Source organism: Microbacterium sp. NPDC096154, from assembly GCF_040302945.1.
In the GTDB taxonomy this organism is placed as follows: Bacteria; Actinomycetota; Actinomycetes; order Actinomycetales; family Microbacteriaceae; genus Microbacterium.
This window is the reverse complement of the sequence record NZ_JBEOSM010000004.1, coordinates 1-25971: the sequence shown is the minus strand read 5'-3', so window position 1 is coordinate 25971 and position 25971 is coordinate 1. Positions and strand designations below refer to the sequence as shown.

At 71.5% G+C, this 25971-nt stretch carries 23 protein-coding genes; 14 read left to right on the top strand and 9 right to left on the bottom strand.

Translation table 11 applies throughout. The annotated features are described in order from the left end of the window. Positions 1–19: 19 nt before the first annotated feature. The 3 genes from ABTW64_RS06725 to ABTW64_RS06715 all read right to left on the bottom strand — a co-directional run bounded on the left by ABTW64_RS06725 (position 20) and on the right by ABTW64_RS06715 (position 2633). A complete protein-coding gene (locus ABTW64_RS06725) occupies positions 20–946 on the bottom strand; it encodes a hypothetical protein (RefSeq protein ID WP_350620586.1) in 927 nt (308 codons plus the stop codon). A gap of 308 nt (positions 947–1254) precedes the next feature. Then, positions 1255–2127, bottom strand: a complete 873-nt coding sequence (cofE, locus tag ABTW64_RS06720) for a coenzyme F420-0:L-glutamate ligase (RefSeq protein WP_350620584.1) — start codon at positions 2125–2127, stop codon at positions 1255–1257. After that, positions 2124–2633 (bottom strand): GNAT family N-acetyltransferase, encoded by a 510-nt coding sequence (locus ABTW64_RS06715; protein WP_350620582.1) that lies wholly within the window; start codon positions 2631–2633, stop codon positions 2124–2126. Before ABTW64_RS06715 ends, cofE begins: the two co-directional genes overlap by 4 nt. Before the next feature lie 110 nt (positions 2634–2743). Between ABTW64_RS06715 and ABTW64_RS06710 the strand changes: the two genes are divergently transcribed. From ABTW64_RS06710 to rocD, 5 genes are all read left to right on the top strand, one after another. Next, positions 2744–3304 carry a thioesterase family protein gene (locus ABTW64_RS06710; protein WP_350621183.1) on the top strand — a complete coding sequence of 187 codons (561 nt, stop codon included), beginning with the start codon at positions 2744–2746 and terminating at the stop codon, positions 3302–3304. 155 nt (positions 3305–3459) lie between these two features. Then, the gene (locus ABTW64_RS06705; protein WP_350620580.1) at positions 3460–7281 is read left to right on the top strand and encodes a proline dehydrogenase family protein; all 3822 of its coding nucleotides are present in this window, start codon (positions 3460–3462) and stop codon (positions 7279–7281) included. A 44-nt stretch (positions 7282–7325) separates the two neighbouring features. Further along, the gene (locus ABTW64_RS06700) at positions 7326–7574 is read left to right on the top strand and encodes a hypothetical protein (protein ID WP_350620578.1); all 249 of its coding nucleotides are present in this window, start codon (positions 7326–7328) and stop codon (positions 7572–7574) included. Positions 7575–7795: 221 nt separating this feature from the next. Further along, entirely contained in the window at positions 7796–8689 is an 894-nt protein-coding gene (gene ddaH, locus ABTW64_RS06695) for a dimethylargininase (protein ID WP_350620576.1), read from the top strand. Further along, on the top strand, positions 8686–9864 hold the full coding sequence (rocD, locus tag ABTW64_RS06690; protein WP_350620574.1) for an ornithine--oxo-acid transaminase: 1179 nt from the start codon (positions 8686–8688) through the stop codon (positions 9862–9864). The genes ddaH and rocD overlap by 4 nt, the downstream gene beginning before the upstream one ends. 123 nt (positions 9865–9987) lie before the next feature. Here the strand turns inward: rocD and ABTW64_RS06685 are convergent, their stop codons facing one another. Then, positions 9988–10851: an alpha/beta fold hydrolase gene (locus tag ABTW64_RS06685; protein WP_350620572.1), complete on the bottom strand. Its 864-nt coding sequence runs from the start codon at positions 10849–10851 to the stop codon at positions 9988–9990. 243 nt (positions 10852–11094) lie between these two features. Between ABTW64_RS06685 and ABTW64_RS06680 the strand changes: the two genes are divergently transcribed. Continuing rightward, on the top strand, positions 11095–11517 hold the full coding sequence (locus ABTW64_RS06680) for a MarR family winged helix-turn-helix transcriptional regulator (protein ID WP_350620570.1): 423 nt from the start codon (positions 11095–11097) through the stop codon (positions 11515–11517). A 5-nt stretch (positions 11518–11522) separates the two neighbouring features. Beyond that, positions 11523–12905 (top strand): MFS transporter, encoded by a 1383-nt coding sequence (locus ABTW64_RS06675; RefSeq protein ID WP_350620567.1) that lies wholly within the window; start codon positions 11523–11525, stop codon positions 12903–12905. 371 nt (positions 12906–13276) lie between these two features. Here ABTW64_RS06675 and ABTW64_RS06670 read toward each other — a convergent pair whose 3' ends face one another. Continuing rightward, positions 13277–13765, bottom strand: coding sequence for a gluconokinase (locus ABTW64_RS06670; protein ID WP_350620565.1), 489 nt, complete (start codon positions 13763–13765; stop codon positions 13277–13279). A gap of 369 nt (positions 13766–14134) precedes the next feature. On the opposite strand from ABTW64_RS06670, the gene lplAB reads away from it, so the two are divergent. The 3 genes from lplAB to ABTW64_RS06655 are packed head-to-tail and all read left to right on the top strand — an operon-like array spanning position 14135 to position 17176. Then, complete coding sequence (gene lplAB / locus ABTW64_RS06665; protein ID WP_350620563.1) at positions 14135–15184, top strand: lipoate-protein ligase LplAB; 1050 nt, start codon at positions 14135–14137, stop codon at positions 15182–15184. An 11-nt stretch (positions 15185–15195) separates the two neighbouring features. Further along, on the top strand, positions 15196–16179 hold the full coding sequence (locus ABTW64_RS06660; protein ID WP_350620561.1) for a DNA-methyltransferase: 984 nt from the start codon (positions 15196–15198) through the stop codon (positions 16177–16179). 10 nt (positions 16180–16189) lie between these two features. Beyond that, complete coding sequence (locus ABTW64_RS06655; RefSeq protein WP_350620559.1) at positions 16190–17176, top strand: LLM class F420-dependent oxidoreductase; 987 nt, start codon at positions 16190–16192, stop codon at positions 17174–17176. 38 nt (positions 17177–17214) lie between these two features. On the opposite strand, the gene ABTW64_RS06650 is transcribed toward ABTW64_RS06655, so the two are convergent. Both ABTW64_RS06650 and ABTW64_RS06645 read right to left on the bottom strand, forming a co-directional pair. Then, positions 17215–18669: an MFS transporter gene (locus ABTW64_RS06650; RefSeq protein ID WP_350620557.1), complete on the bottom strand. Its 1455-nt coding sequence runs from the start codon at positions 18667–18669 to the stop codon at positions 17215–17217. Between the two features lie 114 nt (positions 18670–18783). Beyond that, positions 18784–19803, bottom strand: a complete 1020-nt coding sequence (locus ABTW64_RS06645; RefSeq protein WP_350620555.1) for an SDR family NAD(P)-dependent oxidoreductase — start codon at positions 19801–19803, stop codon at positions 18784–18786. 58 nt (positions 19804–19861) lie between these two features. On the opposite strand from ABTW64_RS06645, the gene ABTW64_RS06640 reads away from it, so the two are divergent. The 4 genes from ABTW64_RS06640 (at position 19862) to ABTW64_RS06625 (ending at position 24490) form a co-directional block, all read left to right on the top strand. After that, positions 19862–20443: a TetR/AcrR family transcriptional regulator gene (locus ABTW64_RS06640; RefSeq protein ID WP_350620553.1), complete on the top strand. Its 582-nt coding sequence runs from the start codon at positions 19862–19864 to the stop codon at positions 20441–20443. A gap of 77 nt (positions 20444–20520) precedes the next feature. Beyond that, positions 20521–21657, top strand: coding sequence for an AI-2E family transporter (locus tag ABTW64_RS06635; RefSeq protein WP_350620551.1), 1137 nt, complete (start codon positions 20521–20523; stop codon positions 21655–21657). An 86-nt stretch (positions 21658–21743) separates the two neighbouring features. Further along, on the top strand, positions 21744–22733 hold the full coding sequence (locus ABTW64_RS06630; RefSeq protein WP_350620549.1) for a TIGR03885 family FMN-dependent LLM class oxidoreductase: 990 nt from the start codon (positions 21744–21746) through the stop codon (positions 22731–22733). Next, positions 22730–24490 carry an alpha-amylase family protein gene (locus ABTW64_RS06625; protein ID WP_350620547.1) on the top strand — a complete coding sequence of 587 codons (1761 nt, stop codon included), beginning with the start codon at positions 22730–22732 and terminating at the stop codon, positions 24488–24490. Before ABTW64_RS06630 ends, ABTW64_RS06625 begins: the two co-directional genes overlap by 4 nt. A gap of 26 nt (positions 24491–24516) precedes the next feature. Here ABTW64_RS06625 and ABTW64_RS06620 read toward each other — a convergent pair whose 3' ends face one another. After that, the gene (locus tag ABTW64_RS06620; RefSeq protein ID WP_350620545.1) at positions 24517–24924 is read right to left on the bottom strand and encodes a uroporphyrinogen decarboxylase/cobalamine-independent methonine synthase family protein; all 408 of its coding nucleotides are present in this window, start codon (positions 24922–24924) and stop codon (positions 24517–24519) included. Between the two features lie 143 nt (positions 24925–25067). Continuing rightward, positions 25068–25748, bottom strand: a complete 681-nt coding sequence (locus ABTW64_RS06615; RefSeq protein WP_350620543.1) for a helix-turn-helix domain-containing protein — start codon at positions 25746–25748, stop codon at positions 25068–25070. Positions 25749–25971 lie beyond the last annotated feature (223 nt).

Here is a 25971-nt window from a genome sequence, read left to right as displayed (position 1 = left end):
TAACTGCGCCCGGCGCTAGTCAACGACGAGAAGCGCGCACTGTGCGGACCGCGTTGCTCACCGCGGCGACGACGCGGGGGTCGGCGGGCGCGACGCGCGGCACGCCGGCGTCAGCGAGGATGCGCTCGAGGCGCGCGGGAACGATCACGTCGGCCCATTCCCAGCGGGCGATCCGCGTGACCAGGCGCTGCAGCTGAACCTCGCGGCGGCGCTCGTCACGGATGCGCGCCGCCGTCTGAGCGGCCGGCACATCCAGGTACTTCGAGGCACCGTCGGCTTCGCCGATGATGCCGGCGCCTCGCCATAGGAAGTCGGCGCGGCGGACGCCGTCCTCCACCGTGAACTCGACCTGCAGCTCGGGTGCTGCGAAGCCCAGCAGCTGGATCACGACGCGACTGACGCTCTCGAGGACCGACTCCGACAGCGCGGCGGACCGACGGAGGGCATCCCACGCGCGGGCGGTGCCGCGTGGATTGCGCTGCGTGCGGAGACGGTCCTCGAGGTCGGTCAGGCGGACGCCGCCCCGCAGTGCGGCATCCACCACCGCCACGCCGAACGCCAGGGGAAGAACCCGGATCAGGTCGACGACGGTGTCGACCAGGTCCGTGACGCGGATGCCGGAGACGCGCACTTCGCGGCGGCCGTCGACGCCGGTGTGCGAGAGGACGTCGCCATGGCGGTAGGAGTGTCCTGCCACCGTGACGAATACGTGCACGTCTTTCGGTTCCGCGAAGACCGGCAGCCCGTGGACCAACGCCGCAGACTCGAAGGCCAGCAGCGGATCGCCGAGTGAAAAGACGGCCGCGAGCACTCGCTCGCGGTAGCGCTCATGGGGGAGGAGGTTCTGCCACTCCGACTCATGCGCCCGGATGCCGCGCCTGATGGGTATCGTGCCGCGACGTTGCTGCGGGGTGGTGTGGCGGTCGGTGCGGACGAGGCGTGTCATAGTCGCAGGATGGCGACCCCACCGGGACGCGGCGGGCCGCATCCGCATTCCGCAAGCGGACTCCCGACATCCGCCGCCTGTGGACGAATGGCAGGCCCCCCTGCGCCTGGCCCCGCCTCTGTCCTCCCGCTGACTAGCCCCGGGCGGACTTGCTAGCGTCGCCGACCGCAGTATCCGCGCCCGGCGCTAGTCAAAGCTCTGGCCGGAAGCCGCCCAAGCGCTCCCACCACCCGCGCCGCCGGCCACACCCACGGCGCCGGTCGCGCCCGCGCCCGCACCCCGGGCGCCGCTCGCACCCGGGGCGCCGGTCACGCCCGGGCGCCGCCCGCGTCACCGCCCGCGCCCGCACCCCGGGCGCCGGTCGCGCCCGCGGCGCCGGTCGCACCGGCAGCGCCGCCCCCAGCGCCGCCAGCGGCGCCAGCGGCGAAGCCCTCGGCGTACGCCTCGTCGTAGCCGAGGCGGAACATGTCGCGGTCGCCGGTGCGGGGGATGGTGCGGGCGCCGGGCAGATCGAGGTCGCCCACGAGATCGCCGCGGCCGCGCACGACGGCGACGGGCATTCCCGTCGCCTTGCGCTTGACGAGGTCGGCCGCGGCGCACAGCTCGTCGGCCACACAGGGCAGCGTGACGTGGAGGGGCCGCCCCTGGGCGTCGGTGGAGCCGCGCAGATCCTCGAAGACCCGCACGCCGCCGGCGCCGATCGCGTGGTCGATCTGACCGTCCCGCCACGCGCGGCCGAGGGTGTCGGACACCAGCACGCCGACGTCCGCGGCCAGCCGCTCGCGCAGCCCGGCCGCCAGCGCGCGGGCGGACGCATCAGGATCCACCGGCAGCAGCAGCACCGTGCCCTCGGGGGTGTTGGAAGCGTCCACGCCGGCCGCGGCCGACACGATGCCGAGGCGGTTCTCGACGATGCGGGTGACGTGCCCCGACTCGGCGACGCGGGTCGCGACCACCCGCACGGTCTCGGCCGTGATCGCGCCCTCGCGATCGGCGGCCTCGACGAAGCGCCCCTCGGCCTTCGACACGATCTTGCTCGTCACCACCAGGATGTCGCCGTCGACGACCGGATGACCCGACGCGTCGATCGCGGTGACGATCGCGTCGACGAGATCGTCACCCGCGGCGATCTCGGGCATGCCTGCGAGCGGCCAGATGGTCAGCACATCAGGCGCGGTCACGGGCGGACGTACCGCACCTCGCACAGCGTCTCGCCGAGGAACGGCTCCTCGCGGCGGCCGCCGTCGAGGTGGAACCCGCGCTTCTCGTAGAACTCGCGCCCGCCCGGATACCCCTCGGCCAGCCACAGGTAGAGCGGCTCGCCGTCGTCGACCACGGCGTCGAACAGCGCGCGCCCGATGCCCTTGCGGTGCCACGAGTCGAGCAGGTACACGAAGTACAGCTCGCGCGGGGCGGGCGCCTCCTTGTCCCGGGCGGGACCCGTGGCCGCGAAGCCGACGATCTCGCCGTCGACCAGCGCGGCGGCGTGCCGGTGCTCGGGGCCCTGAGAGGTGTAGTGCGTCCACAGCTCCGCCATGCGGCGGGGCGAGACGTTCTCGAGCGTGGCGCTCGAGATGAGGCCGTCATAGGTCTCGTGCCAGACCTTGGCGTGCACGCGGCCCATGGCCTCGGCGTCCACGTCGCGAATCGGCCGGATCAACACGTCGGGGGGAGATACGGTCGCCATGGCGAGACTCTACGCACGGACATCCGCTCTCGGGAAATCCGCGCGTCACGTTGTCGCTCATGGACAACGATGCCGCCTTGGATGCGCGGGATGTGCCAGCATCGCGGTTCGTGAACGTGATCTGGCGAACCCTCCTCGTGATGCTCCGCGCCCGTGTGCGACGCCGGCGCCAGGGGCGTCTGCCGGCCACCGCGGTGGGGCGCGTGCGGCTCACGACGCTGCCGACCGACATCGACCTGCTGCGGCACATGAACAACGGTCGGTACCTGTCGCTGTTCGACCTCGGCCGATGGGACCTCATGATCCGCACCGACCTGGTGGAGATCCTGCGCGAGCGCGGCTGGTACCCGGTCGTCGGAAGCGAGACCGTCACGTTCCGCAAGTCGCTGAACCTGTGGCAGCGCTTCGAGGTGCAGACGCGTTGGATCGGCCACGACGACCGGGCGCTCTATCTCGAGCACCGCGCCGTCGTGCGCGGCGAGGTCTACGCCACCGCGATCATCCGCGCCCGGATGCTGCGCCGCGCGGGCGGCACGGTGCCGATGGACGAGCTGCTCGCAGCCCTCGAGCTGCCGCAGGAGCTGCCGGAGGTGCCCTCCTGGATGCACGAGTGGGCAGAGCACGTCGCGCTGCCCTCGACGCGCCGCCCGGCGCCCAGCGACTGGGACTGAACCGCCCCGCCTCCTCCGGGCGCGCCCTCCTGGGCGGCGCCTGGGCGGCCTCGGTCAGCCGACCCGCGCCCGGGACCACGCGGCGCGGCCGACATATCGCGGTGCCGCGTGTGCGACACGCCTGCGGTCAGGGAGGGGCGACTTAGGCTTCCTCTATGGCCGACGACCTCGACCCGATCCAGCCCCCCGCCGCCGATCTCGTGGAGGGGGCGGTCGCGCTCGCACAGCGGTGGGTGAACGAGGCCGCGGAGGTGAAGGCGGACCCCGCCGCCGAGCGCCTCGCGGGCGTGCTGAAGGATCCGAACGGGCTGCCCTTCACGCTCGGATTCGTCGATGGTGTCATGCGACCCGAGAGCGCCACGGCCGCGGCCGGCAACCTCAGCCGGGTCGCCCCGCTCGTGCCCGAGTTCCTGCCCTGGTACCTGCGCGGCGCGGTGCGCGCGGGCGGTGCCGTGGCGCCCGTGCTGCCGGTGCCGGTCGTGCCGATCGCGCGCCGCGTGCTGCGCGAGATGGTGGGGCACCTGATCGTCGACGCGCGGCCCGAGAAGCTGGGCCCCGCCATCGCGAAGCTGCGCGAGGGCGGTGCGCGCCTCAACCTCAACCTGCTGGGCGAGGCCGTGCTGGGCGAGCAGGAGGCCAAGCGCCGTCTCGCGGGCATCCACGACCTCGTCAAGCGACCGGATGTCGACTACGTCTCGGTCAAGGTGTCGGCCATCGCGAGCCACCTGTCGATGTGGGCGTTCGACGAGACCGTCGACCATGTGGTCGAGCGGCTGCGCCCGCTGTACCTGTCGGCGGCGACGCACGGCACGTTCCTCAACCTCGACATGGAGGAGTACCGCGATCTCGACCTGACCATCGCGGTCTTCCAGCGACTGCTGGCCGAGCCCGAGCTGAAGGCGTATCGCGCCGGCATCGTGCTGCAGGCCTACCTGCCCGACGCGCTGCCCGCGCTCGAGCGGCTCACGGCGTGGGCGACCGCCCGCGTCGACGCGGGCGGAGCGCCGATCAAGGTGCGCCTGGTCAAGGGCGCGAATCTGGCGATGGAGAAGGTCGACGCCGTCATGCACGGCTGGTCGCTCGCGACGCACGGCTCGAAGCTCGACACCGACGCGTCGTACATCCGGTGCCTCGACTACGCGGTGCGACCCGAGCGCACGCGCGCGGTGAACCTCGGCATCGCGGGGCACAACCTGTTCGACATCGCGTACGCGTGGCTGCTGGCAGGCCAGCGCGGTGCGCGGGAGCACCTCGAGTTCGAGATGCTGCTCGGGATGGCGCAGGGCCAGGTCGCCGCGATCGCGCGCGAGGTGGGCCACGTGCTGCTGTACGTGCCGGTGGTCAGCCCCGACGAGTTCGACGTGGCGATCAGCTACCTGGTGCGCCGCCTCGAGGAGAACGCCTCGAGCGACAACTTCCTGTCGGCCGCGTTCGGGATGGCCGAGGATCCCACCCTGTTCGCGCGCGAGCGCGACCGGTTCGTGGCGTCGGTCGAGCGCTCCGCCGATCGGTCGCTGCCCGTGGGGCCGAACCGGGAGCAGGATCGCGCGGACGCACCGACGCCCGAGGAGGTCACGGGCGACACGGACGACGAGGACATGACGCAGCTCGTGCTCGACATCGCGCGAGGCTCGAGCTCGCCGGCACTCGCGTCGGCCGACGACACGGTCGCCGTCGACCCTGCCGACGAGTTCCGGGCGGTGGTCGACGCCGAGTTCGTCGAGACCGCCGTCTTCGCGCAGCGCGAGGCCGGGCGAGCGGACGGGGCCTCGGGCTTCCGCAACGCGCCCGACACCGATCCGGCGCTGCCGGCCAACCGGGAGTGGGCGCGCGACATCCTGGCCCGCATCCCGTCGTCCACCGCCGGCGAAGCGACGATCGCCGCGGCGCGCGTGACCGACGCGGATGCGCTGGAGGCGATCATCGCGCGCGTGCGGGGCGCGGCGGAGGCGTGGGGGCGTCGGCCCGCGGTCGAGCGCAGCGCCTTGCTGCAGCGCGCCGCCCGGGCCCTCGAGGCCCGCCGCGGCGAGCTGATCGAGGTGGCCGCATCCGAGACCGGCAAGGTGTTCGCCGAAGCCGACGTCGAGGTCAGCGAGGCCGTCGACTTCGCCAACTACTACGCGTCGACCGCGCGTGAGCTCGATCGCGTCGCGGGCGCGGTGTTCGAGCCGTCGCGGCTGACCGTGGTCACCCCGCCGTGGAACTTCCCCGTCGCCATTCCGGCCGGCGGCGTGCTGGCCGCGCTCGCCGCGGGGTCCGGCGTCGTGTTCAAGCCGGCTCCGCAGGCCCGTCGCTGCGCCGCGGTCGTGGCTGACGCGCTGTGGGACGCGGGCATCCCGCGCGACGTGCTCGAGCTGGTCGACATCGATGAGGGGTCGGTGGGGCAGCGGCTGGTGTCGCACGAGGCGGTGGACCGGGTCATCCTGACCGGCTCGTGGGAGACCGCGCAGCTCTTCCGCAGCTGGCGGCCCGAGCTGCCGCTGCTGGCCGAGACCAGCGGCAAGAACGCCATGATCATCACGCCCTCGGCCGACCTCGATCTCGCGGCCGCCGACCTCGTCAAGAGCGCCTTCGGCCACGCGGGCCAGAAGTGCTCGGCCGCGTCGCTGGCGATCCTGGTCGGCTCCGTGGGCCGCTCGCGACGGTTCGCCCGGCAGCTGGTCGACGCGACGCGGTCGCTGCGGATCGGCCCGCCGTCCGACCCGCTGTCGGAGATGGGCCCCGTGATCGAGGTGCCGCGCGGCAAGCTCGAGTGGGCCCTGACCACCCTCGAGGAGGGCGAGCAGTGGCTCGTGCCGCCGAAGGCCCTGCGCGACACCGGTTGGCCGTACGAGGAGGGGCGGTTCTGGACCCCGGGCATCCGCACGGGCGTCAAGCCGGGCTCGCGCTTCCACCGCGAGGAGTTCTTCGGTCCGGTGCTCGGCATCATGCACGCGCCGAACCTGGCCCGCGCGATCGAGCTGCAGAACGCCGTCGAGTACGGCCTGACCGCGGGGCTGTACACGCAGAATCCGGATGAGCTCGCGCTGTGGCTCGAGACGGTGGAGGCCGGCAACCTCTACGTCAACCGCGGCATCACCGGTGCGATCGTGCAGCGTCAGCCGTTCGGCGGCTGGAAGCGCTCGTCGGTCGGCGCCGGCACCAAGGCCGGCGGCCCGAACTATCTGATCGGCCTCGGCTCGTGGCGGGCCACGTCGGGTGGCCCGTCGGGCAAGTCGCTTCACCTGCGCGGGCTCGACACCCGCATCGTCGCCCTGATCGAGGCCGCACAGCCGTCGCTGTCGTACGAGGAGTACGACTGGCTGCGCCGCGCCGCACTGTCGGACGCCATCGTGTGGGACCGCGAGTTCGGCAAGGTCAAGGACGTCTCGCAGCTGGGCGTCGAGCGCAACCTCTTCCGCTACCGACCCGCGCCCGTCGCGGTGCGGGCGACGGCCGATGCCACCTGGCAGGGCGTGCTGCGCGTGGTGATCGCGGGCGTGCGCGCCGGCGGGTCCTTCACGCTCTCGGCTCCCGTGGGGCTGCCGCCCGCCGTGCGCCGCGTGCTCGGTCAGCTCGACGTGCCGGTGCACGTCGAGACCGACGAGCAGTGGATCGAGCGGATGCGCGGCGTGGCATCGGCACCGGATGCGGCGCACGCCGCGGAGCCCGATGCGGCCGACGCGCCGGAGCAGGATGGCCCTCGCGCCGCGGCTGCCGAGCCGGCCCCGGCGACGGGCACGATCGCGGTCGGCGAGCTGATCGAGGAGCGCACCCGCCCGTCGCGCGCCCGTCTGGTCGGATCGCCGGATTCGGTGGCCGCCCTGCACACCGCGCTCGCCGCGGGCGTGGCAGGCGACCCCGACCTCGCGGTCTACGCGGGCGAGGTCACCACGGCGGGTCGCATCGAGCTGCTGCCGTTCCTGCGCGAGCAGTCGATCACCATCACGGCGCACCGCTTCGGCAACCCCGACCCGTGGAGTGCCGAGGTCATCTGACCCGCGGCCTACCGCCCGAGCGGCGCGTGACCTACGGTGGCGGCGTGGAGGCATCCTGGTTCTCGGTCAGCGCCGACGGCGTGGTGTATGCCGGCGGGGCGGGGCTGATCGCGGCCTTCGTGGTCGGGGCCGTCCTGTGGCGGCTGCGCGAGCGGCGCCGCGAGCGCGAGGCGGTGCGCGTCGACACTCCACACGATGACACCCTGCGGGCCGGAGTCCCGGCCGACCAGACGCCCGAGAGCGCCGCGCTGCGCGCCGAGGGCGGCAGCGCCTGGATGCGCCCGACGCTCTGAGCCGACAGCCCCGGCCACCCCGGAACTCAGGGGATCTCGCGTCCTCAGGGGCATCCGGTGCGGTCCGATCCTGAGAACGCGGGATCTCCGTGCCAGACGCTCCCCGGTCGCTCAGCGCCCGCGTGCGAGAATGACTCGTGGCGTGCCCGTGCCGCTGGCGGCTCTTCCGCCCCGCCGGGCCTCTGGACAGCGTCCGCCGCTACCCCCAGCAGAGGAGCCCGATGTCTGACATCGCACCCGCCCGCGTCGCGCACAAGCGCCGCTACCTGATGTGCCGCCCCGAGCACTACACGGTGAGCTACTCGATCAACCCGTGGATGGAGCCGGCCAAGCCGACCGACACCGCCAAGGCCGTCGCGCAGTGGCAGACGCTGTACGACACCTACATCGAGCTGGGCCACGAGGTCGAGCTGATCGACCCGCTGCCCGGCTACCCCGACATGGTCTACACCGCCAATGGCGGCTTCCTGATCGACGGCATCGCGTACGGGCCGAAGTTCCGCTACGTCGAGCGCCAGGGCGAGGCCCCGGCGTTCATCGACTGGTTCCGTGCCGCCGGCTACGACACCCGCGAGCCGGTCGAGGTCAACGAGGGCGAGGGCGACTTCCTGCTCGCAGGCTCCGTCATCCTGGCGGGCACGGGCTTCCGCTCGACCGGCGACAGCCACGCCGAGGTCGCGCGCGTCTTCGGCAAGGAGGTCGTGAGCCTGACGCTGGTCGACCCGCGCTTCTACCACCTCGACACGGCGCTGGCCGTGCTCGACCCGGTGGTCGAGCCGGGCGCCGAGCCGGGGATCGCGTACCTGCCGCAGGCGTTCGACGACGCGAGCCGCGCGGAGCTCGAGCGCCGCTTCCCGAACGCGATCCTCGTGTCGGACGAGGATGGCGCCGTGTTCGGCCTCAACTCGGCCAGCGACGGACGCAACGTGATCATCTCGCCCCGTGCCAAGGGCTTCGAGGCGCAGCTGCGTGAGCGCGGCTACAACCCGATCCTGGTCGACCTGTCCGAGCTGCTGCTGGGCGGCGGCGGCATCAAGTGCTGCACGCTCGAACTGCGTGGCGTGGCGGGCGAACTGCGCGGCGCGCAGACGCGAGGTGCGGAGGTCACCGCGTGACGGCCGCGCACGAGGCGCACGTCGCGCACAACTACCACCCGCTGCCCGTCACGATCGCGACCGGTGACGGTGCCTGGGTCACCGACACCGAGGGCAAGCGCTACCTCGACATGCTGTCGGGCTACTCGGCGCTGAACTTCGGCCACCTCAACGCCGAGCTCGTGAAGGCGGCGCAGGATCAGCTGGGTCGCCTGACGCTCACGAGCCGCGCGTTCTACAACGATCAGCTCGGTCCGTTCGCGCACGCCCTCGCCGAGCTGTGCGGCAAGGACCTGGTGCTGCCCATGAACACGGGCGCCGAAGCGGTCGAGACGGGCATCAAGGTCGCGCGCGCATGGGGCTACCGCGTCAAGGGCATCCCGGCCGACCAGGCCAGGATCGTCGTCGCGCTGGGCAACTTCCACGGCCGCACGACCACGATCGTGGGCTTCAGCGACGACCCGACCGCGCACGACGACTTCGGGCCCTACGCGCCCGGCTTCGTGGCGGTGCCGTACGGCGATGCGGATGCCCTCGAGGCGGCGATCGACGAGAACACGGCGGCCGTGCTGGTCGAGCCCATCCAGGGCGAGGGTGGCGTGGTGATCCCGCCGGACGGCTACCTGCGCCGGATCCGCGAGGTCACGAGCGCGCACAACGTGCTGTTCATCGCCGACGAGATCCAGTCGGGTCTCGGACGCGTGGGCGAGACGTTCGCGTGCGACCGCGAGGGCGTCGTGCCCGACGTCTACCTGCTCGGCAAGGCGCTGGGCGGCGGCATCCTGCCCGTGTCGGCGGTCGTGGCGAACGAGGACGTGCTCGGGGTCATCCGGCCCGGCGAGCACGGCTCGACGTTCGGCGGCAATCCGCTGGCGGCCGCGGTGGGCCTCAAGGTCGTGGAGCTGCTGAAGACCGGCCGCTTCCAGGAGCGCTCGCGCGAGCTCGGCGCCCACCTGCGGGCCGGCCTCGACAAGCTCGATGGCGTGACGGCCGTGCGCTCGGCGGGCCTGTGGGCCGGCATCGACATCGACCCCGCGTGCGGCACCGGCCGCGAGGTGGCCCAGCGCCTGATGGCGCGGGGCGTGCTCGCCAAGGACACGCACGGCCAGACGCTGCGCATCGCGCCGCCGCTGGTCATCCGGGCCACCGAGCTCGACTGGGCGCTCGAGCAGCTGGCGGTTTCGCTCAAGGGCTAGCCGATCCTGGGCCGTGTCCCGCTTCTGGCCCGAATGGGCCGGAGCGTGTCCCCGTTGGCGCCCGAATGCCTCGCGCATAACGGCGCCGATGGGGACACGCCCCGCCGGGACGCCGAAGCCCTCTCAGCGCGCGGGGAACCGGGCGTCGAGCCAGGCCAGCAGGTCCGCGCGGATCTCGGCCTGCGCCACCTCGTTGAAGATCTCGTGGCGGGCATCCGGATACACGCGCACCGTGACATCCGTCAGCCCGGAGCGGTCGCGGTAGGCGTCGGCCAGGCGCTGCACCGATTCCGGGCCGCCGACCGGATCGTCGGCCCCCACCATCAGCAGCAGCGGGATGTCGTGCCCCGCGATCTCGCGCAGCCGGCGCCGCGGGCGGCCATAGAGCCGCGCCGCGTCCACCACGCCGAACAGCTTCAGCAGCGGCGTCGAGGTGGTCAGCGGGTCGTCGATGAACGCGCGGCCCACGGCCGGATCGGATGACAGCCATTCGGTGCCGAGGGCCTCAGGGCCCTTCCATCGCCGGTTGAGCGGTGCGGCGTTGAGCGACACCGGGGTGCGCAGGGCCGACCCGCTCAGAATGGCCGCGTCGTATGCGTCGGGGTGCTTGTCGAGCAGCATCTGCGCCAGGAACGAACCCCACGAGTGCCCGAGCAGGATGAGCGGCAGCCCGGGGTTCTCGTCTCGCGCGATGCGGGTCATCCACGAGCACGCCTCGACCGCGGCAGGATGCCCTCCCACGCCGAGCCGGCCCAGCTTCGCGGCGTCGCCGTGCTGCTTCATGCCGGTGCGGCCGTGGCCGCGGTGGTCGTCTGCGTACACCGTGAAGCCGGCGTCGGCGAGCGCCTCGATGAGGGCGACATAGCGGCCGGCGTGCTCGCCGACGCCGTGCAGCAGCTGGATGATGCCGCGCGCGCCGCCCTCGGCGCGGGCCTCGTGCACGTCGTACACGATGGCGACCCCGTGGTCGTCGATGAACTCGGGCATGGCCCGATCCTGCCAGAGCCGCTCGCCGGCCGCCGGGCGGGCATCTGTCGCGGGTCGCAGTGGCCGGGCGGGCATCCTGTCGCGGCGCGGGTCGCCGGCGGGCGGGGCCGTGCGCATCCGGCGACTGGTACCGCGCGGAATGACTCGTGGGGGGCCGGGACCAGCGATCACGCCAGGACCAGTCAGCGCACGGCAGGACCGACAGATCCTTAGCAGAACTAATGAGTTAGACTAAGGAACACGATGCCAGATCTCTCCGCCGATGCGTCCGAGATCCGTGCAGCCACCTTCCGCCTCTCCCGGCGCCTGCGACAGCAGCGCGCGGTGAAGACGATGTCCGACGGGCAGTTCGCGGTGCTCGTCGTGCTCAAGCTGCACGGACCCCACACGCTCACCGCCCTCGCCGAGCGCGAAGGCGTGACCGCGCCCTCCATGAACCGCACGGTCAACTGCCTGGAGGACGAGGGCTACATCACCCGTGAGCCCGACGCCGGCGACCGCCGCAAGGTCAACATCGCGATCACCGAAGCGGGCGAGACCGTGGTGGACGAGACCGTGCATCGGCGCGACGAGTGGCTCGCTCGCGTGCTGTCCGAACTGCCCGACGCCGACCGCGCCACGCTCCGTGCGGCGGCCACGATCATCCTGGAGGTCATCGAGCGATGAACGCCATGTTCCGATCCTTCGCCTCCTTCAACTTCCGCGTCTGGTTCATCGGCGCGCTGGTGTCGAACATCGGCTCGTGGATGCAGTCGACCGCCCAGAGCTGGGTCGTGCTGACGCAGCTGACCGACAACGACGCCGGCGCGATGGGCGTCACGATGGCCCTGCAGTTCGGCCCGCCGCTGCTGCTGGTCGGCGTCTCCGGATGGGTCACCGACCGCTTCGATCGGCGGCGCATCCTGATGGTCACGCAGAGCACGCTGCTGCTGTTCTCGGTCGCCATCGGCGTGCTGCTGCTGCTCGACGTCATGAACCTGCCGCTGATGTACTGCTTCGCGCTCGCGACCGGCGTCGTCGTCGCGTTCGACAACCCGTCGCGTCAGGCGTTCGTCTCCGACCTCGTGCGCCGCGAGAACGCGTCGAACGCGGTCGCCCTCAACGCGGCGTCCTTCAACGGCGCGCGCATGTTCGGCCCCGCGGTCGCGGGCCTGCTGGTGGTGGCGCTCGGCACCGGATGGGTGTTCCTCATCAACGCCGTCGCCTACCTCGCGATGCTGGGCGCGCTGCTGATGATCCGCACGCACGAGCTGATCCCGCGCAAGAAGGCGGATGCCTCGTCTCGCCTCGCCGATGGATTCCGCTACGTCGCGCGTCGCCCCGACCTGATGGTCATCTTCGCCATGGTGTTCCTGATGGGCGCGCTCGGCATGAACTTCCCCATCTTCGCGTCGACCATGGCGCTCGAGTTCGGGCAGGAGGCGGACGGCTTCGGGCTGCTCAGCTCGATCCTGGCGATCGGCTCGCTCGTAGGCGCGCTGCTCGCCGCGCGCCGCGCCCGGGCACGACTGCGGGTCGCCATCATGGCGACGGGCGCGTTCGGCGTCGTGTCGATCGTGTCGTCGTTCATGCCGGTCTACTGGCTGTACGCGGTGTGCCTGATCTTCGTGGGCTTCACGACCGTGACCACTCTGACCACCGCGAACGGCTATGTGCAGACGACCACCGACCCCTCGCTGCGAGGCCGCGTGCTGGCGCTGTATGTGGCGATCCTGATGGGCGGCACCCCGCTCGGGGCGCCCCTGGTCGGGTGGGTCGCGGCCGAGTTCGGCCCGCGGGCCGCGATTCAGCTCGGCGCCGTCGGCGGGCTCGCCGCGTGTGCCATCGGCCTCACGTGGGTCATCGCCTCCGGCCGGCTGCACCGCCGTCCCGAGGACGAGGGGTTCGGTCTGGTGCTCGACGAGACCCGTCCGATCTCGGTCATCACGCGCCCGCAGCCCACGGTCGCGCCCGAGGAGTTCAGCCCGGAGGGGGCGCAGACCGCGGCCATCCGCCTGACGAGCCGCGACGACGACCTCGACGACCTCGGCGACCTCGGCGCGCGGCGGCGCTGAGTGCGGCGGGCGCACGGCGCCGGCCGGCGGCGCTGTCGCCGGATGGGGCACGCGGCGATCGCACATGCGTCCCGCCAACGCGCATCCCTCCGTATGTGTCGTCACGGGGCACGTGTCGTCTCGGGACGGATGCGCCGCCACGGCTCCCATGAGAGCCGGTGGCGACGTCAGCCGTGCTCAACCGGCCGGGACGTCGTGGATGACCGCGGAGCTGAGCGCGTGACCCCCGCTGCCGCTCAGCAGCAGCAACAGGATGAAGACCGCCGTCATCGCCCCGTAGATCCAGGTGAGGGGCCCGTGAAGGCGGCGGGCGGATGCGGCGGTGCGGCCATGCGCGCTCAGGCCTGCGGGCCGTCGCCCCCTCGCGCGCCTCAGCCGCGCAGGATGTCGTCGACCAGCGCGTCGACGGGCAGCGACGCGTCGAGCGTCATGCCGCGTTCGTCGCGCGCCAGCGGCTCGAGCGTGGCGAGCTGTGAGGCGAGCAGCGACGCGGGCATGAAGTGCCCCTCGCGCGCGCCGATGCGCTTGCGCAGCTCGGCCGTGTCTGCGGTGAGCAGCACGAACCGCACCGACCCACGCGCCCCTCGCAGCACGTCGCGGTAGCGGCGGCGAAGGGCTGAGCACGCCACGACCGTCGACTCGCCGGCGGCGCCGCGCTCGTCCATCCACGCCCGCACGCGCTCGAGCCACGGCTGGCGGTCGTCGTCGGTCAGGGGCTCGCCGGCGCGCATCTTGGTCACGTTCGCCGGTGGATGCAGCTCGTCGCCCTCGGCGAACGGCCATCCGGTGCGGTCGGCCAAGGCCCGTGCCACGGTCGACTTGCCCGCTCCGGCGACCCCCATGACGACGATGTGCTCCACGGTGTCAGTCTGCCGCGGTCCGCCCACGGCCGGCGAGCGCCCACGCCCGCGGCGAGCTCCCACGTCCCGCGCCAGCGCGCACCCCTGCGGCGAGCTCCCACGTCCCGCGCCAGCGCGCATCGCCCCCGGCGAGCTCCCACGTCCCCCGCCACCGCACATCCATCCGGGTGTGCGGTCGCCGGATGGATGGGCCGCCGCAGCATCCGGCCACGGCTGGGGCGCTCGGGGCCCGGTGCACGGGGTGCGCTGGGTGCTCGGGGGCTCGGTGCGCTGACTAGCGCCGGGCGGGTCTGCTTGAGTCGGCGACGCTAGTGAGTGCGCCCGGCGCTAGTCGACTACCGGGGCGGTGACCGAACGTAGGCTGGAGCCATGCACGGCGAATACAAGGTGCCCGGGGGCAAGCTCGTGGTCGCCGACCTCGAGGTGGTCGACGGGAAGATCAGCGAGTTCCGCCTCGCGGGCGACTTCTTCCTCGAGCCGGATGACGCCCTGCTCGACATCAACGCCGCCGTGAACGGCTTGCCCGAAACCGCGGATGTGCCCACGATCGCCGCCGCCGTGCGCGGCGCGCTGCCCGACGGAGCACAACTGCTGGGCTTCACGCCCGAGTCGGTCGGCACGGCCGTGCGGCGGGCGCTCGTCACGGCGTCGGCGTGGACCGACTTCGAGTGGGAGATCGTCGACGACCCTGCCGTGTCGCCGCGCATGAACCTGGCCCTCGACGAGGTGCTCACGGGGCGGGTCGGCGACGGTCGCCGCAAGCCCACGCTGCGCATCTGGGAGTGGGACGAGTCGGCCGTCGTGATCGGATCCTTCCAGTCGTACCGCAACGAGGTCGATCCGGACGGTGCGGCGAAGCACGGCTTCGACGTGGTCCGCCGCATCTCGGGCGGCGGCGCGATGCTGATGGGCGCCGAGCAGATCATCACGTACTCGCTCTACGTGCCCGCGTCGCTGGTGGCGGGCCTGACGTTCGCCGACTCGTACGCGTTCCTGGACGACTGGGTGCTGCAGGCGCTGCGGTCGCTCGGCATCGAAGCGACCTATCAGCCGCTCAATGACATCGCGAGCCCGAGCGGCAAGATCGGGGGCGCCGCCCAGAAGCGCCTGGCCAACGGCGGCGTGCTGCACCACGCTACCCTGAGCTACGACATCGACGGCGAGGTCATGACGCAGGTGCTGCGCATCGGACGCGAGAAGCTCAGCGATAAGGGCACCGCCTCGGCCGCCAAGCGCGTCGACCCGCTGCGCACCCAGACCGGCATGAGCCGCCGTGCGATCATCGACCGGCTCATCCAGTCCTTCCAGACGTTCACGGGCGCCACGATGGGCGCCATCTCGCCCGACGAGTACGCCGAGGCCGAGGCGCTGGTCGAGTCGAAGTTCGCCACTGACGCCTGGCTGCATCGGGTGCCGTGAGCCGGCCCGCGGTGACCGCCTCCGGCTCATCCGGCGCTCTCCCACGCGGTTTCGTCGACATCCACCACGGCGACAACCTGGAGGTGGCGCGCCGCCTGCCCGACGGCGCGTTCACCGTGGTGTATCTCGACCCGCCGTTCAACACCGGCCGCGCACGCGAGCACCGCACGCAGACCGCCATGCGTGCGACGGCGGCCGTGGGATCTGACCACGCGGTCGGTTCCGACCCGACGCAGGATGTCTTCGCCGATGCCGGCGTGCCGGAGGCGGGACACGGCGATCCGCGCCCGGACGTCCCGCGTCCTGGCGGGGGCGGGCCGATCTGGGCCGGGTTCCACGGGCGCAGCTACGAGCGCGTCCGGGGTGCGCTGCGCACGTACGACGACCGGTTCGACGACTACTGGGCGTTCCTCGAGCCGCGCCTGGTCGAGGCCTGGCGGCTGCTGGCGCCGGACGGAACGCTCTACCTGCACCTCGACTACCGCGAGGCGCACTACGCCAAGGTCATGCTCGACGCCGTGTTCGGGCGCGACTGCTTCCTCAACGAGCTGATCTGGGCCTACGACTACGGCGCCAAGTCGCGCAGCCGCTGGCCCACGAAGCACGACACGATCCTGGTGTACGTGAAGGATCCGCAGCGCTACTGGTTCGACTCGGCGGCGGTCGACCGCGAGCCGTACATGGCGCCAGGGCTGGTCACGGCCGAGAAGGCCGAGCGTGGCAAGCTGCCCACCGACGTCTGGTGGCACACGATCGTGACCACGAGCGGGCGCGAGCGCACCGGCTATCCCACCCAGAAGCCCGAGGGCATCCTCCGCCGCATCATCACGGCGTCGTCTCGCCCCGGCGACCGGGTGCTCGACCTGTTCGCGGGCAGCGGCACCACGGGCGCGGTCGCATCGGCCCTCGGCCGGCACGCCGTGCTCGTCGACGACAACCTCGACGCGATCCGGATCATGGGCCAGAGGATTCCCCACGCGCACCTGCATCCCTAAGGTGAGAGCCATGCGATTCGGAATCTTCATCCCGCAGGGCTGGCGCTTCGACCTGGTCGACATCGACCCGGCGCAGCATTGGAGCACGATGCAGTCGCTCGCGATCGCCGCGGATGCGGGGCCGTGGGAGTCGCTGTGGGTCTACGACCACTTCCACACCACGCCCGTGCCGAGCCAGGAGGCGACGCATGAGGCCTGGACGCTGATGTCGGCGTTCGCGGCGTCGACCAGCCGCATCCGGCTCGGCCAGATGTGCACGTGCATGGGCTACCGCAACCCCGCGTACCTGGCGAAGGTGGCCGCGACGGTCGACCACGTGTCGGCGGGCCGCGTCGAGATGGGCATCGGCGGCGGCTGGTACGAGCACGAGTGGCGCGCGTACGGCTACGGCTTCCCCGAGGTGCCGGATCGGCTGAGGATGCTGGGCGAGGGCGTGGAGATCATGAAGCAGGCCTGGGAGACCGGGTCGGCCACGCTCGACGGGAAGTACTACCAGGTCGACGGAGCCATCGTGCGGCCGCTGCCCGTGCAGGGCGGCGGCATCCCGTTCTGGATCGCGGGCGGCGGCGAGAAGGTCACGCTGAAGATCGCGGCGAAGTACGCGTCGTACACGAACTTCAACGGCGGCGTCGAGAACTTCCAGCACAAGAGCGAGGTGCTGCGCGGTCACACCGACAAGCTCGGCCGCGACTTCGCCGAGATCACCCGCTCGGCCAACTTCAACACGGTGATCGGGGAGACCGAGGCTGAGGTGCAGGATCGCCTGAGGGCCATCGAGGCGCGCGTGAAGCCGTACCTGGGCGACGCCACCGAGGGGTACATGCGCAACTACTCGGCGGGCGAGAGCCTGGTCGGCACGGTCGAGCAGGTGGTCGAGCAGCTCACGGCGATGCAGGATGTCGGACTCGGCTACGCCATCCACTACTTCCCGGAAGCCGCGTACGACCCGACGGGCATCGAGCTGTTCGAGCAGAAGGTCGTGCCCGCGCTGAGCTGACCTCGCCCGCGTCGTCGGAACGGCGTGGGGCGTGGCACCTACGACAGCCCGAAGCGGTCGTTCGGCACCGACTCGTCGGTCTCGGGGCCGGGCGCGGGCGGGAGCGGGCGAGCGTCATCCGGAGTCTGTCCGGGCTCAGGCTGAGGTGGCGCCGACTCTGCGTATTGGCGCGAGATGGTGCGGTAGACCGGTGAGAGCATCGCGATCACGCAGAGCAGCGTTGCCAGGAGCCCTCCGACGAGGAACACGAGCGCGATGCCGCGCGCCTCGCCCTCGCCGAGCAGCCAGGCCCATTCGGCACGGCCCTCGGAGCTGTCCATGTACGGGATGATCCAGTACTCGGCGAGCGGCGCGATCAGGAACGACGTGATCGGTGCCGCGGCGGCCTCGAACATCATCGCGAAGCCGAATACGCGGCCCTGCTTCTCGTAGGGCACGACGCGCTGGATGACCGTCTGCTCGGCGGCCTCGACCACCGGCATCGCGGCCATGTAGAGCCACATGCCGCCGACGAACAGCCACGACCATTCGCGGATGCCGAACAGGGCCCCGATCAGCCCGATGATCGCCCCGACGATGAGCAGTGTGCGCACCGGGTTCGCGCCGAGTCCGAACTTCGCGACGATCGATCCGCCGACGATGAACCCGGTGGAGGCGACCGCGAGCCAGATGCCCCACATCTCGGTGGAGAACAGCGTGAGTCCGTACGGGTCCATCAGCGCCATGAAGACGCCGCCCACGAGGTTGTTGAGGGTCGTGAAGAGCACGAGGCCGAACAGGCCCTTCGCCGCGCGCACGGCACGCCACCCGACCACGACGTCGTTCCAGCCCGTGCGGCCCTCGACGTGGGCCACCTGGGGCTCGGGGATCGAGAGCAGCGTGAGGTGCAGCAGCGCCAGGGCCATGGCGACGATGCCGATGATGAGGGTGGGCCCCATGCCGAGCAGGCCGACCGACAGGCCGCTCAGCACGCTTGTGACGAGGAACGACAGGCCCTGCACGGTGCCCACGAGCCCGTTCGCATTGGCGTGCTTCGGCTCGGGCACCAGCAGCGTCACAGACGTGGACAGCGCGATGTTGCGCAGCTGCTCGACCACCGCGCCCGCGAGCATGACGACCGCGAAGATCCAGAACCAGGGAGTGCGCTCGATGTCGAGCATCTCCGCCTCAGGGATGGCGAAGTAGAACGCGGCGTCGAGGCAGAACACCGCCAGGGCCGCGAGGGTCGCCCAGACCATCACCGGCTTCTTGCGGAATCGGTCGACCAGCGTGCCGAACGGCATGCTGAACAGCGCGATGAACAGCATGAACGCGCCGCCGATGACACCGGTGGCGAGCACGTTCTCGGTCTCCACGTAGATCCAGAACGTCAGCGCCCACCAGAGGTAGTTGGTCGTGATGTTGGCGAGCCCCGTGTTGATCAGCACGTGGACGAACGTGCGGAAGCCGTTCTCGGGTGGAGCGGCCGCAGGCGCGGCGGCGGCATCGGTCATGGGATCAACGTTAGATCGGACTTCCGACATCCGACATGTCGGCCACGCCCCCCGAAACGCGCGTCGGCCCTCCCGGGCATCCGGGAGGGCCGACTCGGAGAGCGGATCAGGCCGTCACGCCGCCGACCAGCCGCCGTCCGACGCCACGATCGCGCCGTTGACGTTGGTCGAGTCGTCGCTCAGCAGCCACGTGATCGAGGCGGCGAGCTGCTCCGACTGCGCCACCCCGGGCAGGATCGCCATCGCGCGCTGCACGCGCTCGGCGCCGAGAGGCGAGCCGAACGAGGCCTGGATGTTGGTGGCGACGCCGCCGGGGCAGACCGCGTTGATGCGGATGCCCGTGCCCGTGTACATGAAGGCGCTCGACTTGGTCAGCCCCACGACCGCGTGCTTCGACGCGGTGTACGCCGCGCCGGCGGCCGAGCCGCGCAGGCCGGCCTCGCTCGCGACGTTGACGATCTGGCCCGAGGCGACCCTCTGCATCGCGGGGATCACGGCGCGCATGAGCTTCATCGTCCCCGTGACGTTGACGTTGAACACGCGGTTCCACACGGCGTCGGTGACCTCGCCCACGGGCGTCATGTCGTCCATGATGCCCGCGACGTTGGCCAGGCCGTCGATGCGCTCGCCCGCCGCGGCGACGATCTGCGCCACGCCCGCGTCGTCGGTGATGTCGGCGGTCAGCGTCACGATGTCGGCGCCCGCGTGAGCGGCCTTGAACTCGTCGAGTCGCTCCTGGCTGATGTCGACCGCGATCACGCGACCGCCCTCGCGCGCGACGCGCGACGCCGTCGCGCGGCCGATCCCCGAGCCCGCGCCCGTGACGATCACGGTCTTGCCGGCGAAGCGTCCCTCCGTGATCTTCTCCTGGAAGTCGGCGGGCGTGGGGGCCGCGACGCCCTCTTCGCCGACCGCCTCGGCCGTCTCGCCGCCGACCGCCGCGATCAGGGCGTCGGCCATCTCGTCCGTGAACGCGCCCTGGCTCATCGACACGAGCTGCTTCAGCGACAGGCCCTTGGCCGGCTCGAGCGACTCGACCGAGGCTCCTCCCTTCGCGAGAAGCTCCGTGAGCGCGGCGTTGCCGGCCGGGTCGGCCAGCCACTCTCCGACGGTGCTGTTCCTGCTGAGTGCCATGGGGTTCCTTTCCCTATGCGGGTACCGGACAACCGTGTCCGGTAGTTAGGCTACGCCGGTGAGCGCCTCTCGTCCACGCCCCGAGCCCGCGCGTCGGGCCGCGCCCAACCGCGGCCCGGCGGCGGCCGCCGACAACCGACGTGCCCTCATCGCCGCGGCGCGCGAGATCTTCGCCGAGGAAGGGCCGGACGTCCCGTTCAGCGCCGTCGCCAAGCGCGCGGGGGTGGGCCAGGGCACGCTGTACCGGCACTTCCCCGACCGCGTCGCGCTGGCCGTGGCGGTGTTCGAGGAGAACGTCGGTGCGCTCGAGGCCGCGCTGGGAGACGAGGGCACCGTCGCCGGGCTGCTCGACCGCGTGGTCGAGCAGGCCTCCGCCTCGACCGCGTTCATCCGGCTGCTGACAGGTGCCCGGCGCGACCCGCGCGCCGACGCGCTCGGCGCCCACTTCGACGGACTGGTCGAACGTCTCATCGCGCGCGATCGCGCCGCCGGCCGCATCGGGGCGCATGTCGAGCCGGCGGACATCCAGATCGCCGTCAGCATGCTGGCGCACGAGCTGGCGGCGACGCCCGCGCCCGAGCGCGAGGCCCTGGCGGCACGCGCCCGCAGGCTGTTCGACCTCGCGTTCGCGCCCCGCTGACACACACCAGCCGTCAAGAGGTGGACGATGTCGGCGGTGCCAGACAGGATGGACGCAGCCGCCGACGAGGGGACCGCATGTTCTGGAAGCACCGCCGCACACCGATCCCGGTCGTGGAGACGCCGCCCACGCAGCCGCCTCGACGGCTGTGGGCCGACGGGCTGGGCACCGTCGCCACCCGTGCGATTCAGATCGTCGCGATCGTGGTGCTCGTGGCCGGCGCGATCTGGGGGCTGCAGTACCTGACGCTCGTCGTCATCCCGGTGCTGATCGCGCTCATCCTGGCCTGCGCGTTCGAGCCCTTCATGCGCGCGCTGCGATCGCGCGGCATGGGCTCGCTGCCCGCCACCCTCATCGTGCTGGCGACCATCCTGATCGCACTCGGAGCCGTCGGATGGCTCATCACCTCGGCGGTGCGCAGCCAGTGGAGCGAGCTCTACGCCCAGGCGCGCGAGGGCGTCGACCGCCTGCTGGAGTGGGCGCGCACGGGGCCGTTCCACATCGATGACCGGCAGATTCAGGAATGGCTCGACCAGCTCACCGGGTTCCTCACGAGCGCCCAGTTCGGCAGCGGGGCGCTCGCCGGCGTCGGCGCTGTGGCGAACTTCGTCACGGGGCTCGTGCTGATGGTCGTCGTGCTGTTCTTCTTCCTGAAGGACGGGCCCGAGATCTGGGAGTTCCTCCGCCGGCCCTTCAGCGGCGACTGGCACGCGCGGGCACAGCGGGCGGGACGCAAGACCGTGACCACCCTCGGCTCGTATGTGCGCGGCACGGCGACCGTGGCGGCCGTCGACGCGGTGGGCATCGGCATCGGCCTGTGGATCCTGGGCGTGCCCCTGTGGCCGGCGCTCGCGGCGCTGGTCTTCGTGCTCGCGTTCATCCCCATCGTCGGAGCGGTGCTCGCCGGCATCCTCGCGGCCCTCGTCGCACTGGTGGCCAACGATCTCGTCACCGCCCTGATCGTGGTGGGCATCGTGGTGGTGGTGAACCAGCTCGAGGGCAACCTGCTGCAGCCCGTGCTGATGGGTCGCGCCCTCAAGCTGCACTCGCTGGTCATCCTGATCGCGCTGACCATCGGCACCGTGCTGGGCGGCATCGTGGGTGCCGTGCTCGCCGTGCCGCTGACGGCGGTGGTGTGGGGCATCGTCAAGGTGTGGGACGGTCCCGACCTGCCGGCCCGCTGGGCGCGGCCCAAGGACGTCCCGGCCCCGTGACACCCTGACAGGCGTCACGTCAGGGGCGGCGGCGGCACCGGCGCAACCCCCTTGTCGACGTCCGCGCGCGCCGATTGCCTAGGGGCATGACAGCGTTCGGCTATCACTGCTCGCACGAGCAGATCGCCCCGTCCCGCCTGCTGCGTCATGTCTCGCGTGCGGCCGAGGCCGGCTTCGACGCGGCGATGTGCTCCGACCACCTCGCGCCTTGGGGCGTCGCGCAGGGCGAGAGCGGCTACGCGTTCTCGTGGCTCGGCGCCGCGCTCGCCGCGGCCCCCCTGTCGTTCGGCGTCGTGACGGCCCCCGGGCAGCGCACGCACCCGGTTACCACGGCGCAGGCGATCGCGACGCTCGGCGAGATGTACCCCGGTCGCTTCTGGGCGGCGCTCGGATCGGGCGAGGCACTGAACGAGCACATCACGGGCGACCCGTGGCCGCCCAAGGACGTGCGCGAGCGCCGTCTGCGCGAGTGCGTCGACATCATCCGTGCCCTGCTGGCGGGCGAGGAGGTCACGCATCATGGCGCCCCGGAGAACGGCGGCGTGCGCGTGGATCGGGCTCGCGTCTGGTCGCTTCCGGCCGAGCCGCCACCGCTGATCGCGGCCGCCGTGTCGCCCGATTCGGCCGCCGCTCACGCCGAATGGGCCGACGGGCTGGTGACCGTGGGGTGCGACCCGCGCGGCGTCGGCGAGGTCATCGCGGCGTATCGCGAGGCGGGCGGACGCGGCCCGGTGCGTCTGCAGGTGCACCTGGCCCTCGCCGACGACGACGCCGCCGCGCTCGCCATGGCGCGGCATCACTGGCCCAACGGCGCCGTGCCGTCACCCGACTCCTGGGACATCGCGACCCCGGAGGAGTTCGATCGCCGCGCGGCGTCCGTGTCGGACGACGAGCTGCGCACGGCGATGATCGTCTCAGGCGACGCGGCGGTGCACCGCGACCGCATCGCCGAGCTCGCCGACGTCGGCTTCGACGCCGTCATGCTGCACCAGGTCGGCGCGACGGCCGAGCAGCAGGATCTCTTCATCGACGTGTTCGGCGAGCGGGTGCTGCCCGAGCTGAGGAGCGCCGGATGACCCGGTTCCGCATCACCCAGAGCCAGATGCTCGCGGGTGCGGCCCGGCGGCCCATCCCGATCGATGCGGCCGACCTGTGGTGGCGTCACGCCGTGTTCTACTGCATCGACATCGAGACCTTTCAGGACTCGGACGGCGACGGCGTGGGCGACATCCCGGGGCTGATCGCGCGGCTCCCGTACATCGCCGATCTCGGCGTGACGTGCCTGTGGCTCATGCCGTTCTTCCCCACGGCGCATCGCGACGACGGCTACGACATCACCGACTTCTTCTCGGTGGATCCGCGGCTCGGCACGCTGGGCGACGTGGTCGAGCTGATCCGCGTGGCCCGCGGTCTGGGCATCCGGATCATCATCGACTTCGTGATGAACCACACCTCGGATCGTCACCCCTGGTTCCAGCAGGCACGGCGGTCGAAGGACGACCCGAAGCGTCACTGGTACGTGTGGCGCGACGAGCCGCCCGAGAAGCCGGATCCGCCGGTGTTCCCCGACAAGGAGGACAGCACCTGGACGCGCGATGAGAAGACGGGGCAGTACTACCTGCACCACTTCCTGCACACCCAGCCCGATCTCAACGTGGCGCTCCCCGAGGTGCGCCGCGAGATCGAGAAGAACCTGGGCCTGTGGCTGGAGATCGGGGTGTCCGGCTTCCGCGTCGACGCGGTGCCCTTCCTGTTCAACAGCGCCGTGACCGACACCGGGAGCGGCGGATCGAACGCCGGCGGCACAGGTTCCGACGGAACACCGGCTCATCCCTACGACGGCACCGATCACCTGTCGCGCGTGCGCGGCTTCCTCGCACGGCGCAGCGCCGAGGCGTTCCTGCTCGGCGAGGTCAATCTGCCGTACGAGCAGCAGACGGACTGGTTCGCAGGGGCGCGCGACGGGCTGCAGCTGCAGTTCGACTTCCCGAGCATGCAGCGGCTGTACCTGTCGCTGGCTCGCGCCGACGCGCGGCCGCTGGGGGATTCGCTCGCCTCCCGTCCGGCCGTGGACTCCGAGCAGCAATGGGCCAACTTCGTGCGGAACCACGATGAGCTCACGCTCGATCAGCTGCCGACGACGGAGCGGGACGAGGTGTTCGAGGCCTTCGCGCCGGACGAGGGCATGCGTGTCTACGCTCGCGGCATCCGGCGGCGTCTGCCTCCGATGCTCGGCGACGAGCGCGCGACGCGCATGGTCTACGCGCTCGCGTTCTCGCTTCCCGGCGCGCCGGTGCTCTTCTACGGCGAGGAGATCGGCATGGGGGAGAACCTCGACCTGGAGGGACGGCTGGCGGTGCGCACGCCGATGCAGTGGGCGCGCCACGGCGGGTTCTCGAGCGCGCCGGCTTCGCGGTGGGTGCGCGCCATGCCGGAGGGCGCGTACGGATCGGAGAACGTGAACGTGGAGGATCAGCTCACCGACCCGGGATCGATGCTGGCGCACGTGCGGCAGATCATCGGTCTGTACCGCTCGACGCCCGAGCAGGCCTGGGCGGAGCTCGAGGTGGTGCAGGGCGGGCCGCGTGAGGTGCTGACGCACGTGTGCCGCGGCGAGGACTGGGCCATGCTCGCCGTGCACAGCTTCTCGGGCGAAGGGGCGTCGCTGCGGGTGACCGTGGACGCCGGCGACGAGACGGCCGACGCCGTGCTGACCGACCGCGTGACCGGCGAGCGGATCGACGCGAGCGCGCCGGTCGCGCTCGAGCTCGAGCCGTACGGCTGGCGCTGGTTCCTGCTTCACCCCGCCGACGCCGCGGTGCGCGTGCGCTGAGCGCATCCGCACCGTGGCGCTGCGGCTCACTCGCCCCAGAACTCGGCGGCGAGCCGCTGTCCCTGCGCGATCTTGGCGCACTGCTGCGGCGCCGACAGCTCATTGCCGTTGTCGCATGACGCGAACCCGCAGTGGTGCGACAGGTGCAGCCGCTCCTTGGGCAGGATGCCTGCAGCCTCTCCGAGCAGGCGGCGCACGCGCTCCCCGTCATCCAGATCGGCGGTCTTGCTCGACAGCAGGCCGAGCACGACCTCGGTGTCGGGGCGGTCGAGGGGAGACCCGGAGGGCGGCGAGCGATCCGGCGCGCTCGTCGTCCCACTCGAGGAAGAAGCGGTCGTAGCGCCGCTGCGCCAGGAACCGCTCGGCGATCTGTCGTACGAACCGCCGCCCATGTCGCGCGAGGCGTAGTTGCCGCGGGGCAGTTGTGGGTCCACACCTTCAGGCTCGCGGCGTTGGCGTGGTCGATCACCTCGTTGTTGATCTCGATGAACTCCTCGGCGATGGGCCGCACGGTCTCGAAGTCGATGCTGCCGCCCGTGAAGGGGGAGTTCGGGTTGTCCTCCGCGAACACGGTGTGTCACGAGCCGTTCATCAGGGGCGGTATCGATTGCGGCGGACGGGACGCGGGCCGCCGCCTCACGCCAGAGCTCAACGGCGCCCCGGGCCTGGGGGAAGCGCCGATTGCAGTGCCCGGTGCTCCGCTGGCTCGGCTTGCCTGTGCCGCGTGCCTAAGCCGCTCCAAGACGCAAGCGGGCGACTCACCGAGGTACTTCTTGAAGTGCCGCTCGAGCGTGCGCACGCTGGTGAAGCCCGACGCCTGGGCGACCGCGGGCCAATCTGCGGTCAGCTGAGTGTGCATCAAGGTGAGTGCAGACGACGTCCGTCGCTGTGCGATCAGTTGAGTCGGAGTCGGGAGCGAGCCCCTGAAGACCCGGTCGAGGTGGCGGCGCGACGTGCCCAGCGCGTGCGCGAGCGTGTCCGCGGTGAGTTGCGGTTCACGGTAGTGCTCGTGAATGTACGCGAGTGCACGAGCCAGCAACGGATGGTGCGGTGTGAATGTCAATTCTGATCCAGCGCATGTGGCCAGGCCCGTGTCGGTGCGACTGGTTGGGGCCCGCAAAGGGTCGGGCGCGCCGATGGTCGCGTGCGGCTCAGGTGTGACTCGTGAACCGATGTGCCGACCCCTGTAGCGGGGGTCTTGCGGCACGTTTGGCTCGCTTCGATGTTGCTGGGTACGGCGGGACGCCGGACCGGTCATGCCTTCGCGGCCACTGGGAGCGTATGTGTCGTGTTCAGGGGGGTGGGCAAGTTCATGGGGGCTCCTGCGGGTGGGGGAGAGAATGCGGTGCGGCACAACATAATGGAATCTCGGATGCGGTCGCACGCCTAGTACTACAGTCGCGTTTATTTCGCGTGGTGCGGCGCGTTAGCGCCGTTGTGGGTGATGATCGTGTTAACCCTTGGCGGTGGGTGACGATATT